Source organism: Paenibacillus sp. FSL R5-0887 (assembly GCF_038002305.1).
GTDB lineage: Bacteria > Bacillota > Bacilli > Paenibacillales > Paenibacillaceae > Paenibacillus_AQ > Paenibacillus_AQ odorifer.
This window is the reverse complement of the sequence record NZ_JBBOCE010000001.1, coordinates 561,350-578,502: the sequence shown is the minus strand read 5'-3', so window position 1 is coordinate 578,502 and position 17,153 is coordinate 561,350. Positions and strand designations below refer to the sequence as shown.

The 17,153-nt window shown below is 42.4% G+C and carries 19 protein-coding genes; 3 read left to right on the top strand and 16 right to left on the bottom strand.

Annotation, left to right across the window (positions count from 1 at the left end; all coding sequences use genetic code 11):
* Positions 1-32: 32 nt before the first annotated feature.
* The 6 genes from map to MKY14_RS02515 form a co-directional block, all read right to left on the bottom strand.
* Positions 33-779 (bottom strand): type I methionyl aminopeptidase, encoded by a 747-nt coding sequence (map, locus tag MKY14_RS02540; protein ID WP_036685897.1) that lies wholly within the window; start codon positions 777-779, stop codon positions 33-35.
* 32 nt (positions 780-811) lie between these two features.
* Positions 812-1,798: a hypothetical protein gene (locus tag MKY14_RS02535; RefSeq protein ID WP_139330173.1), complete on the bottom strand. Its 987-nt coding sequence runs from the start codon at positions 1,796-1,798 to the stop codon at positions 812-814.
* A gap of 168 nt (positions 1,799-1,966) precedes the next feature.
* Positions 1,967-2,593 carry an SGNH/GDSL hydrolase family protein gene (locus tag MKY14_RS02530; protein WP_076279848.1) on the bottom strand — a complete coding sequence of 209 codons (627 nt, stop codon included), beginning with the start codon at positions 2,591-2,593 and terminating at the stop codon, positions 1,967-1,969.
* 163 nt (positions 2,594-2,756) lie between these two features.
* On the bottom strand, positions 2,757-3,935 hold the full coding sequence (locus MKY14_RS02525) for an NAD(P)/FAD-dependent oxidoreductase (RefSeq protein WP_036685891.1): 1,179 nt from the start codon (positions 3,933-3,935) through the stop codon (positions 2,757-2,759).
* Between the two features lie 40 nt (positions 3,936-3,975).
* Entirely contained in the window at positions 3,976-4,419 is a 444-nt protein-coding gene (locus MKY14_RS02520; RefSeq protein WP_340975713.1) for a DUF1641 domain-containing protein, read from the bottom strand.
* Between the two features lie 200 nt (positions 4,420-4,619).
* On the bottom strand, positions 4,620-5,462 hold the full coding sequence (locus MKY14_RS02515) for a DUF2785 domain-containing protein (RefSeq protein ID WP_340975710.1): 843 nt from the start codon (positions 5,460-5,462) through the stop codon (positions 4,620-4,622).
* 221 nt (positions 5,463-5,683) lie between these two features.
* Here MKY14_RS02515 and MKY14_RS02510 point away from each other — a divergent pair, with 221 nt between their 5' ends.
* Positions 5,684-6,301 (top strand): nitroreductase family protein, encoded by a 618-nt coding sequence (locus MKY14_RS02510; protein WP_076129923.1) that lies wholly within the window; start codon positions 5,684-5,686, stop codon positions 6,299-6,301.
* A 110-nt stretch (positions 6,302-6,411) separates the two neighbouring features.
* Here MKY14_RS02510 and MKY14_RS02505 read toward each other — a convergent pair whose 3' ends face one another.
* The 7 genes from MKY14_RS02505 to MKY14_RS02475 form a co-directional block, all read right to left on the bottom strand.
* On the bottom strand, positions 6,412-7,032 hold the full coding sequence (locus tag MKY14_RS02505) for a hypothetical protein (protein ID WP_076129922.1): 621 nt from the start codon (positions 7,030-7,032) through the stop codon (positions 6,412-6,414).
* A 3-nt stretch (positions 7,033-7,035) separates the two neighbouring features.
* Positions 7,036-7,920, bottom strand: a complete 885-nt coding sequence (locus MKY14_RS02500) for an EFR1 family ferrodoxin (protein WP_340975708.1) — start codon at positions 7,918-7,920, stop codon at positions 7,036-7,038.
* A gap of 675 nt (positions 7,921-8,595) precedes the next feature.
* Complete coding sequence (gene dnaN, locus MKY14_RS02495) at positions 8,596-9,738, bottom strand: DNA polymerase III subunit beta (RefSeq protein WP_340975706.1); 1,143 nt, start codon at positions 9,736-9,738, stop codon at positions 8,596-8,598.
* Positions 9,739-10,074 (bottom strand): hypothetical protein, encoded by a 336-nt coding sequence (locus MKY14_RS02490; protein ID WP_248548037.1) that lies wholly within the window; start codon positions 10,072-10,074, stop codon positions 9,739-9,741. It abuts the gene before it with no gap.
* An 824-nt stretch (positions 10,075-10,898) separates the two neighbouring features.
* Complete coding sequence (locus MKY14_RS02485; RefSeq protein ID WP_232061297.1) at positions 10,899-11,384, bottom strand: DUF3888 domain-containing protein; 486 nt, start codon at positions 11,382-11,384, stop codon at positions 10,899-10,901.
* Between the two features lie 60 nt (positions 11,385-11,444).
* Entirely contained in the window at positions 11,445-12,407 is a 963-nt protein-coding gene (locus MKY14_RS02480) for a phosphotransferase enzyme family protein (RefSeq protein ID WP_340975703.1), read from the bottom strand.
* On the bottom strand, positions 12,404-12,565 hold the full coding sequence (locus MKY14_RS02475; protein WP_179087399.1) for a hypothetical protein: 162 nt from the start codon (positions 12,563-12,565) through the stop codon (positions 12,404-12,406). The genes MKY14_RS02480 and MKY14_RS02475 overlap by 4 nt, the downstream gene beginning before the upstream one ends.
* Positions 12,566-12,739: 174 nt before the next feature.
* On the opposite strand from MKY14_RS02475, the gene MKY14_RS02470 reads away from it, so the two are divergent.
* On the top strand, positions 12,740-13,954 hold the full coding sequence (locus MKY14_RS02470) for an MFS transporter (RefSeq protein WP_076129958.1): 1,215 nt from the start codon (positions 12,740-12,742) through the stop codon (positions 13,952-13,954).
* Positions 13,955-14,031: 77 nt separating this feature from the next.
* Here the strand turns inward: MKY14_RS02470 and MKY14_RS02465 are convergent, their stop codons facing one another.
* From MKY14_RS02465 to MKY14_RS02455, 3 genes are read right to left on the bottom strand one after another with little or no spacing between them, the layout of a single operon-like run.
* Positions 14,032-14,742 (bottom strand): SAM-dependent methyltransferase, encoded by a 711-nt coding sequence (locus MKY14_RS02465; protein WP_076279853.1) that lies wholly within the window; start codon positions 14,740-14,742, stop codon positions 14,032-14,034.
* A 38-nt stretch (positions 14,743-14,780) separates the two neighbouring features.
* Positions 14,781-15,080 (bottom strand): hypothetical protein, encoded by a 300-nt coding sequence (locus tag MKY14_RS02460; protein ID WP_076189785.1) that lies wholly within the window; start codon positions 15,078-15,080, stop codon positions 14,781-14,783.
* A 50-nt stretch (positions 15,081-15,130) separates the two neighbouring features.
* A complete protein-coding gene (locus MKY14_RS02455; RefSeq protein ID WP_076189784.1) occupies positions 15,131-16,024 on the bottom strand; it encodes a LysR family transcriptional regulator in 894 nt (297 codons plus the stop codon).
* Between the two features lie 131 nt (positions 16,025-16,155).
* On the opposite strand from MKY14_RS02455, the gene MKY14_RS02450 reads away from it, so the two are divergent.
* Positions 16,156-16,896, top strand: coding sequence for an SDR family NAD(P)-dependent oxidoreductase (locus MKY14_RS02450; protein ID WP_076220260.1), 741 nt, complete (start codon positions 16,156-16,158; stop codon positions 16,894-16,896).
* Positions 16,897-17,153: the final 257 nt, after the last annotated feature.

The following is a 17,153-nucleotide window of genomic DNA, read 5'->3' as shown; positions in this document are numbered from 1 at the left end:
CATCCTCCACCCCTTTAAGTCGCTATTCGAGCTTACACACTAGTCAGAATAACAGGCTCACCTTTAGTCACGATAATCGTATGTTCAAACTGTGCTACCCGACCGTTATCTACAACACTTAGCGTCCAGCCATCCGATTGCTGCTCCACATAGTCCGCTCCAGTCGAGAGGAAGGGCTCTATCGTAATTACTTGTCCTTCCTTTAGCACCGTGGTCACTCTTGGATTATAGAAGGGTAGAATTTCAAAAGGCTTCTCATGCAGTGATTTGCCAATTCCATGGCTGCACAGATTACGCACCACTCTATAACCGCGTTTGCGAGCTTCAAGTTCCATCATTCTGCCGATCTCGTTAACCTTCATTCCTGCCCGCAGATGATTGATCACACTCATCATGGTTTCCTCTGTACTCCGGCATAAACGCAGAATATCATCGTTATAGGGCGGCAGTTGAAAAGAAACGCCAGCATCCCCATAATACCCATTCAGCTCAGCAGAGACATCAATGTTGATCAAATCGCCAGCATTAATCACTCTCGGACCCGGAATACCATGAGCAACCTCTTCGTTCACACTGATGCAGGTGCTGCCCGGGAAATTATAAGTTATCTTCGGGGCTGAGGATGCTCCGAAGCTTTCCAGAATCTCAGCTCCAATAAGATCTAACTCCGCAGTCGTCATCCCAGGGGTTACTTTCTTTTTCATCTCGGCGATGGTGTGGCCCACCACTTTTCCAATAGCTTTTAACCCTTCTAAATCTTGTACCGTATCACTTGTCATCCAACACACATTCCTCTCACTTCATGAATTAATCATTTGTCGAGCCTCTGAAATGCACTCCCTACCCACTGAAAAGTATCTTCCACTTGTTTGCCTGCTGCGTTATCGTAGTAACTTCTCTTGAAGCTATGCTCATCAACTTTATCCAGCTTTATGGAATACCGCTCAGGACTGCTGATAAACAGCTGATTTTCAGGTTTAATAGGCAGTTCTTCTATCACGTTATTTCTTCTGAGTGTAAAAAGCTTGTAGAAATAACCGTTACTCGTTCCATATTGTCCGATCGTAAAATCGGGATCACCATCTCCATTATAATCCTCAAACTGAAGCTGAAAAAAATCATTAAAGGTCTGGGCAAATTGATCATTTAACGGATAGCTACTCAGTGTTCTTCCATGCTCATCAGTCACTACTAGCCTAAATCGGCCACTCCAGTTTCTTCCCGCTAACGGACTCGGTGTAGTCCAATCTTCGCTATATGTCCCCTCTAGCAGTTGCAGATTTAAAAATCCCGCTCTCCCTGTGACCGGAGACAGTTCATTATGTGATAGGGTTACTGGACCTGTTACCTCGACAGAAGTCTCCACAGGGTCTGCCTGTTCAATGTTCTCCGTATCGATTGTTCCATAAATGAGCTTTCTTAACTGGTCAGAGTTTTTCACAGGAATTGTATAGCCCTGACTGCTGTTCTCTGCTGTAGTAAACATCCCTTCATGTCCAAGTTGATCTCCAAGCGCTATGTAATAATCTTCCGAATAGCCGTCCCCATAAACAAGCTTCATTTCAAATTCCGGACCCCAATCCAGATCATCAGAAAATTTCTTACTCTTGTTCATAGCCTCCGCAAGCGTCTTGATCAAAACAGAATCCTTTAGCGTTAAGCTCTCTGAGTGCAAAGGACGATCCGCTTGTTTCTGATCACTCGTTGCCACGGGTGTCAACGACACGCCTTCGATCCATCTGGCATTGATGAAGCCCAAATCACTTTTACATCCGCTTAACACTACGACCAATAACAAAGGTGCTATCCATATTAACCGCCTAATGCGAATCGCCTCCAATACATAAGCATATTCCAATTATAACAGTGTCTATAAATATATAAAAACGACTTTATGAACACGCGATTAAAAAAAGACTACAACCTGCTTATTAAAGCGTGGTTCTAGTCTTAAAATGGCAATTGATTAGATTGCTCCCATCGTTTTGAGCCAAGCATCCGCAATAAGTGCATGACCTGCAGGAGTAGGATGTACTCCATCATATGCCCAGTAAGCCGGTTCTGCTTTTACGGAAGCCGCTGCAAAAAGTCCATCTAGCGGAACCAGCGGCGCCCCATATTCACGTGCCAGCTCGCGGACAATATGAATTTTAGGATCAAGATCCTGACGCCAAGTTCTACGATCTTCCGGTACAGGCAAAACAAAAGGCTCTATAAGCACTAATTTAGCATCTAAAGATTTCTGAGTGCGTTCGATCAGGTCCCGATATGAAGCTTCAAACTGCTCGGGAGTGGTTTCTTCACCAGAATCAAAACGCCGCCAAGTGTCATTAATTCCAATATAAATGGACACCCAAGTCGGCTTCAAATCCAGACAATCCTTATCCCAACGTCCCTGTAAATCAACAATACGGTTGCCACCAATACCACGGTTAATAAAAGTAAGATTCTTCTCTGGATATAAATACCCCAGACGAGCGGCGACCATCATTGCATAACCTACTCCAAGTGATGAAGCGTCTTCATGATTACGCCCCCAGTCTGTTATGCTGTCCCCTTGAAACAGAATGACATCGTTTTGTTGGAATATCATAAATGAAATCCTCCTCTAACTACCTCTGTTAATATAACCCAATCTATTATATCAAATACAATGAATACAGCCTACTGTGAAACATCAATAATGCAAACATTTCACTAAAAAACAATAACAAAAACCCCGCTCAGATTTGAGCAGGGTTTAGGGTTAAACTATATTAGTAAGCTAGGCTGAACAATCCTTTAATGTGGGACAAGTAACGGATATTACTTGCTTCCTTCATTAGAGTTGCAGGCAAGCCTTTTAACGGAGTAGAACTTGCACCAACGATGGCAACACCGTCTTTACGGCCTAAGCTAGCAAGTGTACCAGAGTTGATTGGGCTAAAGCTTTCAAACGATTTATTTTTCAAGAAGGCATACAGATTGTATCCGATCAATTCACCCATTTGCCAAGCAATTTGCGCAGTTGGAGGGTAAGGACGTCCGTCTTCTGCAAAGACCACCGCGCTGTCACCAGCAACGAATACATCTTTGTGGGAAGTGGATTGCAAGAATTCATTCACCGTTGCACGACCTCGGTTAACTTCAAGACCCGATTCGCCGATGAGTGGATTTCCTTGTACGCCACCAGTCCATACAAATGTGTTAGCAATAATTTTTTGACCGTCTTTCAAGTCAATCGCATTGCCTTCTACATTCGTAACAGGAAGACCTGTCAGGAATTGAACACCACGTTTCTCCAAGCTTGCTACAGCACGTTCGATTAATGCATCTGGCAATACTGGAAGGATTTTAGGACCTGCTTCAACGAGCATAAGCTTAATTTCTTTAGGATCAACGCCATATTTTTTAGTAAGTGTAGGCAATACATCCGCGATTTCACCAACAAGCTCAACACCTGTTAAGCCGCCGCCACCGATCAGGATGTTTGCATCTGCTTCATTTTTCGATTTCGCATATTCACGAATACGATCTTCAATATGTTGATGAATTTTGTTAGCATCTGCAGCTGATTTCAATACCATACTGTATTGTTCAAGCCCTGGAATGCCAAAATAAGCTGTAGTGCTGCCAAGACCTACAACAAGCGCATCATAAGTAAGTGTCACACCATCAGAAAGAACAATTTGTTTGTTCTCCACAGAAAATGAATTAACCTTCGCGATTTTCAGGTCAATATCTTTCCCTGCGAAAAGCTTAGTTAGAGGCATAGCTACAGCACCCTCTGCAACACTACCTGCTGCAAGACGATGCAATTCTGTAATGATTTGGTGGGTAGGATACTGATTAACTACAGTAATTTTAGCTTCATCTTTTTTGAGATATTTGCGTACGGTTAAGGCGCTTAGTAGACCACCATAACCTGCTCCTAGAATGACAATATGTTTAGACATGATGTTTCCTCCGTCCCTTACGTATAAGATATGAAAATGATTATTTCTGCTTACTGCGTTCTCCAGCAACTTGAAGGTATGCATTTACGAAACGGAAAAGCTTTTGCGCTTGCGGATCTTTCAACAACTTCATAAGACCAAAAAGACCAATAACTTCGTTACTTTCATTCGCACGATCTTTTGCTTCGATCACTGTAGCTGCCATATTCTTCGCGGAATACACTACAGGTTCAGCAAGTTCTTTAATTGCACTTACCGTATCACTTTTCAAGACATCATCCGCTGCGACAGTTTGCACAAAGTCATAGGACTTTGTAAGCACGCCAACAAGCTCAGTTAATTTTGGCAGCTGTTCCACCAAGACTGTTAATGATTCCTGAACTTCTGGTTTCAAGAGCTGCTCAAGAACATCCATTTGTTCCTTGCTAACAGCTACTTTTGGTGATTCTTGTTCAGGTTGTGTTTGAGTGATTGATTCTGACATATCCAAATCTCCTCTGCAATAAGCTTTGCTGCTTAATAGTGATGAAAAACATAAGAACTTTTAACGCCATATTTCTATTATAGCACTTATCAAGTTATAAATGTCACAAAGTTTTTGAATTTCCATAAAAATTTGTGATTTTTATTACATTATAATAAATTATTTAAATTACTAGTGTTAATTAAAACCGTTTGAGTGAATTAATGTACAAATTCATTCAAATTCTTCTCAGTTTTCAATAAAACCTCCACAATGTCCATATTCTTCTCTGTTAGAAGTAACCTGAAATAAAGAGAACGCAGGAAGTTCTTTGTATTTATTCGTGTAACGTACTGGCTGTGGCTTCTAGGCCAACTGCCACATTGCGCCAAGTTGAGAATCCAATCGGTTATAGACTGCTGTGGAAGTAAATGATGATCGATGATTGTAACTATAATAGTAGCAATCCGTTCATCTTCTTCCTCCCTGAATATGTATTGATCGTTATAAAGCATCTTTTGAATAACTGCCAGAACCTCTTCCCGCACCGCGGCATCACTCTCCGAGCATAAAACCAGCTCATCCAAGGCGTCGGCGCCATGAGCTGCTGCGTGTGCCCAGCCTTCTTTTTCCATATAACCTCTTAAGTCCCGTTCTTCCTCATAATAACGAATCAAACCCTGCTTCACCTTTATAAATTCAGAGCTATCCAATATAGCCATTTCCCTATGCCTCTGGAGAATAAGAGCAACAACCAATACAGAAAATGTTCTTGTATACACCGTCAGATCTTCTTTATTCCCAATGTGATAAAAAAGATGCTGCTCGTCAAGAAGTATCCACAGCAGTTCACGAAGCTCCGCATCATTAAACCAATGTTTCTCATTAATCCATTTGTAGAATGTGGAATAAATCAATTCATCACGCAGTACAGGCTCGGGATCTCCTATATGCTCAAGCATCAACTTCACATATTCCTTTATGTCCTCTCCACTTTTAAGTTCGTAGTCATTCTCTTCGATTCTTTGCAAATCTATCATCAATTGTTCTCTACTATTAATCAACTTATCCACCCTTTCATCCACTGTGTTTCTACATATCCTAATATCCTAATTTATGTCCTATTTTTTGACAACAGGGTATTCAAGATTAACTTCAATAAATTTTATCATTGACGAATTTTTTAGGCTGTGTTATTTTGAGTTAGTAACATTTAGTTAGTTCATTTACAAATATCAGGTGTTTATATTTTACAACCGAATACATACACAACGGAGGAATACTTATGAGCGCTTTTACAGACTTGATTCAGTCACGCAGATCCGCTATGAATTTTGTGGAAGGGGTTATCATCCCTCAGAATGAATTAGAGGAAATGTTCTCTTATGCCAGATTGGCACCATCGGCCTATAATCTACAGCATACAAATTACAAAGTGATATCTAACGAGAGCTTAAAAGAAGAAATTCGCGAAGCAGCTTACGGCCAATATAAAATCCATACTGCTTCAGCAGTTATTGTAGTGCTAGGAGATAAGCATGCTTATCAGCAGGCTCCAGAAATCTATGGCGGGCTTAAAGCTTTAGGAGCGATGTCACAAGAGGAATATGATGAGCAAATAGAGATGATTAACAATGCTTACATTGATAAGGATGCTTTTCAAAGAGATGAAGCAATACGTAATGCCTCTCTCTCTGCCATGCACTTTATGCTGATCGCCAAAGATAAAGGCTGGGATACCTGCCCGATGATCGGCTTCGATGCTGATGCTATCCAATCCACCTTGAATCTGCCGGATCATATGGTACCTGTTATGCTGATCACGATCGGCAAAGACAAAAAACATAAAATCAGACCCCGCGGCTACCGTAAGCCAGTCAACGAATTCGTTGAATTCATCTGATTATAGATACAGCAAAACGTTCCATCCGAGGCAAGTAGCGGGTGGAACGTTTTTTAATTGGAACTCATCATGAAGATAATGAACCGTACACCCGATATACAAGAGGGGCTCTACTTCGCATATTGTAAAATGGCTATCGCTGCTCGTTCCCGTCGTTCGGAGTCATCACAAATCAAAGCATCTTTCAAAATATTAAGCGCCTTAGAGAGTGTCTCCTCATCCAATTCCAGCGGACTATTCACTTCTTGTTCATTAGCAGAAACACCTGTAATCCACAGATCCAAGCGAGCACTTGGTTTGGGACCCTTATATTGTACAACCGGTGCACTTTGGTTAAATAACTCCCGCACGCCTGCGTTTAGTTCAGAAATCGGCAGACTTTTCAACCACGTCACACCACGTCGATGGCATGTACCCTCGTCAACATTATCAGTTAACTCGTTGTAAAAATAATCTCCGAGGTCCCCGAGATGTACCCAATCTCCATCGGCCACCAGCACATAATCTCCATCTTGCATCGTATGTACAAATAGCTGAAGGGCTTGCAGATGTTGCATAAGCTCCAACTCACTATATTGGTATGTGCCAATCAATCGATCATGAAGTTCCTCTGTGCTTAGATTCTCCAGATCCCCTATTCCGGGGTAGCCGATACTCACATAATTATCCTCCAAAAATGTGCTGATCCGCTCAATCCCCAGTGGCTTCGATCCCATCCGAAACAGATTCATATGTCATTCCTCCAAATACTTAATAAAATGCTTGTAGTAGCCCTTGGATTTGGGAGTAACAAACCGTCCATCATTCGCAGAATCCTTCATTAGTTTATGAAGATTCGGACCTCCAGTATAGGGATCTACTACGCTAGCCTTAAGTCGTGTCGCTTGGATTGCCTTCTGAGGACAAGAATAAACACAACGCATACATAATAAACAATTTTGACTGAAAACAATTCCTTCTACGCCGCTACTAATATTGGATGTTGGACAGTTTCTGACACATTTTAAACATAGTGTGCAAGCGTCGGTTGTACGCAATCCTTTGGCGAAGTATTTTCCCCCTTGGTGTTCCTCACAATAGTATACTGTTCTCAGAACCCGCTCCAACACAGGGTGAATCGGCAGATTTCGTGGTGTCCGGTTTACGATTTCCTCTGCAAACAATTCCACCTTACGCTGTGCGGCTTGATACAACTGCTTATTCAACCTGTCATCATATTTAATATAAAAATTACATGGCATCGCCAAAATCGAATTGTGAAAGGGATTATATCCCTTCCCACGCAAAGAACGAAGCACCGTATTCGAAGCACCGTTATTGATATAGTGTGGAGAGGATGCCGTTTTGAATACAAATGCCGGGGTTCCATTACAATCAGGTAGCCCTTCTGCAAAACGTTCAACAAAACCGGAAGCGCCAAAGCCTAGAACCGGATGACCAATACCTATAAGATCATAGGCTTCATATTCTACAGAACGAGTGCCTTTAAAAACATCTTCCACTCTAAACAAATCTACATCTTGCCCTTTACTTCTTAGCCTTTCAGCAAATTGCTTAGCAATAATCTCCGTATTGCCAGTACCTGAGAAATAAAATATGGCCGTCTTTGCATTATGCATTCCATCCCCTCCCAGATCAAATATACCTCATTCCCGTCTGGAAAAGCTGTGAAGTTGAGATGGATTTTGGCTAATTCGGACTCAGTTGCTCTTATTTCCATAATTTCGCTCATTTTGCCACACTATCGGACTCAGTTGCAGCTATTCGCTCAAATGCACTCCTTTTCTGCACAAATCAGGGGCAATAAGAGCTATACAGTCCGAAACCTTTGCAAAATGAACCCATATGCTGAAATAGCTGCAATACGGTCCGCTACGATCTCAATCGAGCAAAAGGTAGTTGGTTTCGAGATGTAGGCGGCTAAGTTTGGGACGTAGACGGCTAGGTTGAGTAATAGGTAACTAATTTCGTGCACGGAGTAGATAGGTTGAGCTATAAGGAACTAATTCCGCACGAAGTAGTTAAGTTGAGCTATAGATAGCTAATTCCGCACGAAGTAGTTAAGTTGAGCTATAGATAGCTAATTCCGCACGGAGTAGATAAGTTGAGCCCCAGACAGCTAGTTTAAGCAATGGGCAGCACGTTTAGGATCAAATTTGGCAGGCGGTGTTCTTTTCACCAACTATTCGGACTCAGTTGCTCTTATTTCCATAATTCCGCTCATTTTGCCACACTATCGGACTCAGTTGCAGCTATTCGCTCAAACCTACTCAAATACTGTACTTAACAAATCCTCAATCATGCGTCCTCACAGGAGTAATTAAAAAAAGTGTGGACGAAGATGCGTCCACAGGCAGGATCACCAGCGCCCTTTCTTTTCCCGCGAACCTGATTCTAAGCGTCTCACTATCGATCGCCCGAAGGATGTCCCTGAAATATTTTCCGTTAAAGGCTACTCGAAAATGATCACCTTCCAGATGCTCCAAAGGAATCTCTTCTTTTACATCCCCAATTTCTGCAGTCTTGGACACTAAACTTAGCGTATTAGAAGGAAGTACGCTGAGCATAACACTCTCACCAGCCAATATAGAAATACGTTCAACCACATGTAACAAACGGTCTTTCTTAACAATCACTTCGGAGAGGTACGCTTTTGGGATTAAATTATTGACAGAGGGATAAGTTCCTTCTAAAAGAGCAGACTGAACCCTCAATCCATTAGAAATAAATCTGATCTGCTTGGGGCCTATTTCTAAATCGGTGCTGCTGTCTGCATCATCGTTTAATATTTTCAAAAGATCCTCCAGGGTGCTGCCCGGGATTACAACATCTAAAGGAATTTCCCCGTAATCATCTACGCTTTCAACAACATGCTGGGCGAAGCGGATGCCATCAGTGGCGACTACACGAATATTATGCTTCTCTATTTGCAGCAAAACTCCTGTAAGCACAGGTCTGGTTTCCGATGAAGAGACCGCAAAAACCACTCTTTTAAATATTTGCTTCAGGAGAGTGTTCTTCATGCTTATCCTTTGAATGTTTGGATGATCTATGTATTGGATTCTTGGAAACTCTGCCACATCCATTCCACATAAACGAAATTGAGTGCTCCCTGATTGAATATTTAATATCAATGACTCTACGATTTCCAGCCTAATTAGTCCAGGATCAAGCTTACGAATGATCTCATAAAAATAACGCGCGGGAACTACGATCTCACCTGTGTTGTGCACAACCATCGAATCCATCTTCACAGGGAGCTTATATTCAATGGTCATTCTTATATTGCTGGCTGTTAATATCAAACCCTGAGTTTGCGCTTGAATAAGTATTCCTGATAGAACACGTGAGGAACTATTCGCGGATATGGCTTTTAATGCTGCCTGCAAAGCGGTACTAAGAGAATCTTTTGAAACATGGATTAGCAAAGACTTCACCTAACTCTCCTTAGATTCCTTTACAAAATGCGCCTCAATGATGTTCCGAAATACTTGGGAGCGAGATGCGTTCTGATCCGCGCAAGCCTGCTCTATCTCCTGCCAAACGTCCTCAGATAACGTCAGTGATACCTTTTTAGTTACACCAGTGCTTTTTCTACCTGCACCTTCCCGAAGCCCCCCTCTTGTAAAAAGAAACCCTAACTGCCCGTCTTTAGTAGCTACACCTACTTTGACTTTATCCTCGTTGTTACTTGCGCTATCGCTAGTGACCTTATCTTTAATTTCGCTAATACTGCTCCCCTTTTGTTCGCCCTCGAATTTATGATCACCCAATCCCTCACACCTCCATATTTGAATTTAGTAACTTAAATCAATATATCCACTAATTTCATAATACCATAATCGCCATTAATCCACCACAATTCTAACCACAAAAAAACACCCCAAAGATCGGAGTGTGTGCGGTGAGCTGGGCATGAGTTGGGTATGAGTTGGGTATGAGTTGGGTATGAGTTGGGTATTGCAATGTTAACCCATGGACTTTTTTATTTTGCTTAAAATCGTTTGGGAATGTATGGGTTAATTGCACTTTATACAACTATAAACAATACATTGTGCTGGCCGAGCGAAATAAGTGTATTCTCTGCAACTAAATTCAACGATATTAACAAATTAGTGTGAAAAGACTTCTTTTAACTGCACTAAATGCAACTAAAAGTGACTAAGCTTCTTATCTCCTGCAAATAAGTGTACAAACTGCAACTATCCCGTTTGCCCGCTCGCGGACACACGCACGCACACCCTCATCATCCCACTAACCCAATCTTTATCCCCTCACGCACACCCTCATCATCCCACTAACCCAATCTTTATCCCCTCACGCACACCCTCATCATGCCACTAACCCAACCTTCATCCCCTCACACACCCTCATCATGCCACTAACCCAACCTTCCTCCCCTCTCCCTCACCTCATCATGCCACTAACCCAACCTTCCTCCCCTCTCATACACCCTCTCCCAAAGACTCCTTTCCCTACAACTCCCATCACCATTACCTCAGAACTCCCTACTCATGTAAAAATAGCTCGCCTCATAACTCAACGTGTGGCACATATTAATATCTACTCTTCCACCCACCCGCCTTACCAAACTACACTATCTAAGGATGTTCTGATAATTTGGTGGAAAGTCTGATTTTTTGGGGTCTTTTAGATGCTTGAACGATTCAAGCTTCACCTTAGGACCAGGAGAGATCCTAAAAGTCATGGTATCTTCTCCAACTGAAATATGTGGACCAACTGTAGGATATACGTTAAGTGTAATCAAGAAATCAAACCCACGGAAACCATTGGTCCGCTTCACCTCTGTCACATCCACAAAGTAAGGATAAACCATTGGCGATTCTCGCAAAAGCGGCGAATAAATATCTGCAATCTTTTTCTCAATATGAGGTAAAAGAAATAACATCAGCATGTCTTGAAACTTAAGTTCGCGAGAATCTTGATCTGGCAGTTGAAGTCCCGAATCAGACCTGGAAGGTGTTACAGATTGAGGTTGAATCAACCTATTTGCGGAGCAAGGTTGTGGCGTCAGAACGAGCATCACTGCGACAAGAAGGGGAGCAATCCAGCTTTTTTTCATCACAATAGCCTCCTTAGGGAACTTTATATAAATTCCCCAAAGAGACCCTATTTCTATACGTTAAATCTCAATCCTGTTAAAAAGAAAGGGTTCTCCCTTAAGATAATTTTTCAGGATCGCTAACGCATACGGCTGTTCTGCTATTAGACCCTCGGTTTCCCTAGGATCGGATGCGTGATGGCAATAATTTTCGATCATAACCATGACCGTAAAATTCTCTAAAGTCTGAACCCACTCCCCATCAAGCTTGGCGATACTTTCGTACCCCTTAATGACCCCTTCTCTTTGCAATGGATACAGTCCAAGAAGGGTATGTGCCACGTCATAAAGATAATACCCCCAACCACATCTTCCAAAATCAATCGGCCGAGGTTCACCCTCTTTAAATATGATGTTGCCTTGATGTAAATCTCCATGGATAACGCCATAAGACCTTCTGTTCTTATTTTTATGCTGCTTGCTTAACCAATTGTATAACTTCTCAGCTGCCGACTGATACAGCACAAACTCTTCATCCGTAAGAAAACAATGATAATGAAGTTTTAAACGAAGCATTGCTTTTCGAAAGCTATGTTCATCCCAAACAGGACGATTAAAGCCAGGGGGTAACTCCAGCTCCTGTGCCGCCTTATGTAGCTTGGCTAATAGAACGCCTTCTTTGTAAATTTGTTCTTCGGTAAGATTTTCTTTCGCATGTTCCCCTTCAACCCAGCGCATTAATGAGGCATAAACACCTTCTCCATTTCCCTGTTCCACTCTGAACGTTACAGCACCCGTGCGATCATGAACACCTTTTGGCAGGGGGACATCGATTTTGCTCTTCAAAAGCTCCAGCCACGCGATTTCGGAGTTAATTTCCTCTTTAGATCTCCCCGAATGAAGGCGCAGTAAAAAAGTTCCCTCTTTATTAGTTTCTATTACAAAGGTACAGGTATCCGATAGCTGGTTAAAACGAATCTGCGTCCAATCCAGGTCAAAGTTCTGAAGCGCTATTAAAGCTGCCTGCTTATAATTTTTTCTCATCGCAAAGGAAGGAACAATTCAGTCTCATCGGGCCAGGAAGAGTTCGCAAATTGATAGATTTCTATAACCAATCCACGATCATTACTCTGCAAACTGCTATTAAATTCTCGCTTCATTTCCGGCAATTCAAGCACTTGGACTTGGCTTTCATCATTCATAAATAACCATCCCTTCAATGATCTATAAAAATGAAAACTATCTGAAAAAATATTTATCTTGAAAATATTTTCAGAAAACTAAATAATAGAAAAGCAATACTTACATGTCGGATCTATCATCTTAACCAAGGTGGAGCTTCATTACAGGCAGAAGAAAGGTTGAACATCGGCATCATGAACGCAATTCCAAACCTCAACAAGGCACAATCACGCAAAGAACGAGCAGGGAAAGAGCCCTTTCCCATCTCTATACTTTCTCTTACGGTAGGCGCTTTTGCGATTGGTATGACTGAGTTTGTTATTATGGGTATTTTACCAAATGTCGCCAACGATTTACAGGTTAGTATTTCGACTGCTGGCCAACTCATTACAATGTACGCACTTGGAGTGGCCGTTGGCGCACCCATCCTGACCATTCTCACGCAGCGTATTCCGCAAAAGAAACTGTTATGTCTTCTCATGATTCTTTTTATACTGGGCAACGGAATCTCTGTGTTTGCACCAAACTATACCGTTCTCATGGTAGCTCGTATAATTACAGCTTTAACTCATGGTACTTTTTTTGGGGTTGGCGCAGTCATTGCATCCAATCTTGTACAACCCAATAAGCGGGCCGGAGCCGTATCTATTATGATGGCAGGTTTAACGATAGCCAATATTGTTGGAGTTCCTCTAGGAACATTTATTGGACAAAGTATGGGCTGGCGGGCCTCATTTGCAGCGATTGCTGTCATGGGAGTCGCCGCGCTGATCGGCATCCTCATTTTTATTCCAAAGCTTAAACAAGAGAAACCAGCGAGTGTTATCCAGCAGATTGCTGCGCTGGCTAATCCAAAGCTGCTGCTATTCTTATTGATCGGGGCGTTAGGGAACGCCAGCTTGTTCACCGTGTTCACATATATTACTCCACTGCTTGAAGAAGTGACCGGTTTTGCTGAACATAGTGTGACTTGGATTCTAGTCTTATTCGGCTGTGGGGTGACCATCGGGAACATCGTTGGCGGAAAGCTTGCGGATTGGAAGCTGATGCCTTCTATCGTGGGACTTTATTTTGCAGTCAGTATGATTCTAACGATCTTTTCCTTCACGATGCATAGCCCAATAGCTGCGGTAATCACAATATTTTTCTGGGGTATGGTGTCCTTTGCGGTCATGCCAGGTCTGCAAATACGGATTATGAGTCTGGCTCAGGCAGCCCCTGCACTTGCTTCAACGACCAGCCACTCCGCCGGGAATCTCGGTAACGCAGCGGGTGCCTTTATTGGCGGTTGGGTTATTTCTCATCTAGCGATCACTTCGCTTCCTTGGGTCGGTGCGGTTCTAGTGGGCCTTGGTCTGGTATTAGGCATAGCTTGTTTTGTAGCAGAACGGAAAGAAACTGTAGCGTAAGCTTTATAGATATTTATACAAAAAACGAGGGTGCTCCCAAAGTCATCATGGCTTGAGGCACCCTCGTTTTTTATATTTCAGAGGAACAATTCTGCTCTTCTAATCTTCAACATCTGCTTTGCACCTTTTTGAAATTCATAAGGAACCTCTAGTTCCTCTGCAGTAAATCCTTGCCTCACCAAATCATCAATAAGGCGGTCTAAATACTTATACCTTTTACAAGAGAGGTCGACTAGTGGAAAGATTCGAAGCTCGCCTCTCGTCACCCGCATGAGTTCCTTAACAGTCTCTAAATGAAATTCATAGTCCAGCCGATCGCTGTACATAAATAGAAAGTGAGCAGATAATGTCAGATCAAATGCTTCATCCGCAAATGGCAGATCCGGAAGTATCACAGGAACATATCGCTGCGGGGTTTGTCTTCGATCCTTAGTGCTGGCGGTTAAAGCTGCGTTCCTCGCTTCGGTCAGTCCCTCGATTGATTTAAAGTAGTTCCAAACGAAATTATCCTGTACTTTTTCCATTCCGGACATCGCATGTGCAATATCTTGAGCCCCTTTGTCTGCCAGCTCATCTTCAGAGTAATAGTAAGCAATATCAGCAGCCGTTACTTCACCACCCAACCGATTCGCTATTGCTGTAAAAGAGCAAGCACCCGCAGGACAATCCAGAATGCTCTGGCCGATAAGATCTGATTCCAGCAAATCAAACATACGTATATATTCCTCATAGGTTCTGCCAATAAAAACAATTCTCTCCAAATCAAGTTTTCCCTTTGCTCCGCTCATCTCAGCTCACCTTTCCTCTTCTAGGCTCATCTACACTTCTACTTCTGTTTTAATATACGAATAAGGTAATCCATTAGAATACCCAAAATCAAAAACGTTCCAAAATGAATAATATACGTTGGGAATCTGACGCTGATTAACGCACTAGTGGTTCCCCATCTCGAATTGTTTACATCAACCATGAAGCTTTCAAAAGGTTCTGTAAAGATCAGTGTATCTATAATAGGGTTCAAACGTACAAGAATAATATTCGCGATCCCCACCCCCAGATAGTCACTCAGACAGATGATGATACTTATAATCGAAAGCCAGAAACTGAATTTCCTCCTAAAAAACATCAAACACCGCCCTTTCTATTTTTTCTATTTCTTAACAATTCGTTTAAAATTCAAAATATCCTTGTCACGGTTAGTTCCTGTTTTAAAAAATGATACAATCTGGAGCTCGCTTGCTTAAGCGGATAATCTGAAAGTTTACATAGGATCCCACAGGTCATATCAATAACCTTCCCCTCCAGCTTCCGTACTATAGTTCCTGCTGGGGCTGGATTCAGCACAATCTCAGGAACAAGTGCCACACCTAAACCACTTCCCACAAAATATTTCAGCGCTGTCATGCTCCCAATCTCCATTGTATCTAGTGGCGGCCCGCCTGATTCCTGCAGCACACTTACTAATTTTTTACGATAAGGACAATTCGCTGCCGTAATCAGTAAGCGATGACTCTGTAGATCCTCTGGGGTGATACGTTCCTTGGATGCTAGCGGATGCTCTTCTGGCAAAAGTAACAAGAATTCCTCCGCAAATAAGGGTTCAAAATACAGCTCCTTACCGAGCTCTGGTGCCGAACACACTGCCAAATCAATTTCACCACGCAGGAGTAGTTCACTAAGTGCGGCGGTTCCCGCAATATCCACGGAGATCTTCACTTTAGGGAATTGCACCATAAACCTACTTAAAAGCTGCGGCAAACGATAGCTCGCCGTAGGGTCCGTTACCCCTAATCGCACGTTGCCAGCTTCCCCTATTTTTAAATCAGCCAAACGGCTCTCTAGTCGTTCCATATCTTTAACAATATGTAGGCTCTCTTCATAAAACAATCTGCCTGCTTCTGTTAAGCTGATTTGCTTCCCCCGCTCAAGCAATTGACATCCCAGATCAGATTCAAGCCTTTGCATCTGCATCGTAACTGTAGATTGGGCATAGTTCAATTCTTCTGCTGCGCGATTAAAGCTTCCGGAAGTTACGATCGTTTGAAAGGTTTTTATTGTTTTTAGATCCATCCTAGTGCCCTCCCCTATTCAATTCAAATTAATTGAACCAAACCTTCATTATATTCAATTATACGAAATCCACTTTTCTCTATAGAATACTTTATAACAACAACATACGCCAACATAAGGAGTGATTGAGGGTGGATCTCAACAATAAAGTCGCATTAGTAACCGGTGGAGGGACTGGAATTGGCAAAGCTGTAAGCTTGGAGTTATCCAAACGCGGAGCCCACGTCGTAGTGAACTATTCTAGATCTGAGGATGAAGCCAATGAAACCGTAAAGACGATTCTGAATCAAGGAGGGTTGGCTATAGCAATACAAGCGAATGTGTCTAAAGATCAGGAAGTGCGAAGTATGGTCGATTCGATTATTCAGCATTTCGGGACAATAGATCTGCTAGTGAATAACGCCAGTATAACTAAACATATTGCTCTCGGAGATCTGGAAAAGGCAACAGAGGAAGTATGGGATGAGTTATATGATGTAAATGTGAAAGGAATGTTTTTCTGCGCCAGAGCGGTTGCACCGTATATGAACCAAAAAAATTCAGGAGCCATACTCAATCTCGGCAGCATCGCTGGACAGACAGGCTTAGGCTCATCCCTTCCTTATGCCGTCTCCAAAGCGGCTGTCCACGGTCTTACCAAATCGCTGGCACACGCGCTGGCTCCCCATATTAGAGTTAACTGTGTAGCACCGGGAGCCGTTGCTACTAGATGGTGGTCTGGACGAGAAGAACAAATGCATAAACTAGCCCCTAATCTGCTGCTTCAGCATATTTCAACCGCCGAGAATATCGCCCAGTTCGTCTGCGCTGCGCTAGAACAGGAAGCAATGACTGGACAGATCATTACCATAGATAGCGGACAAACATTGTAACAGCCAAAACAGCAAATGGTATTTCAGAACTACCTTTAAATATCATTAGCTGGTTTTTGCGTACCGTACAGGAGGAAGTGAAGCGTTGATAGCATAATTGGGGAATTTCTCCCTAAAATTCTAAGTTTTTCGGTCATCCAGCCAATAATTAGAGAAAAACTCCCTAATTATTGGTTAATTTGCTGGAAACTAACGAATACGCCTGATTTTCAGGGAAGAATTCCCTGATTTCGTTGATTTAAAGCAAATATCGGCTA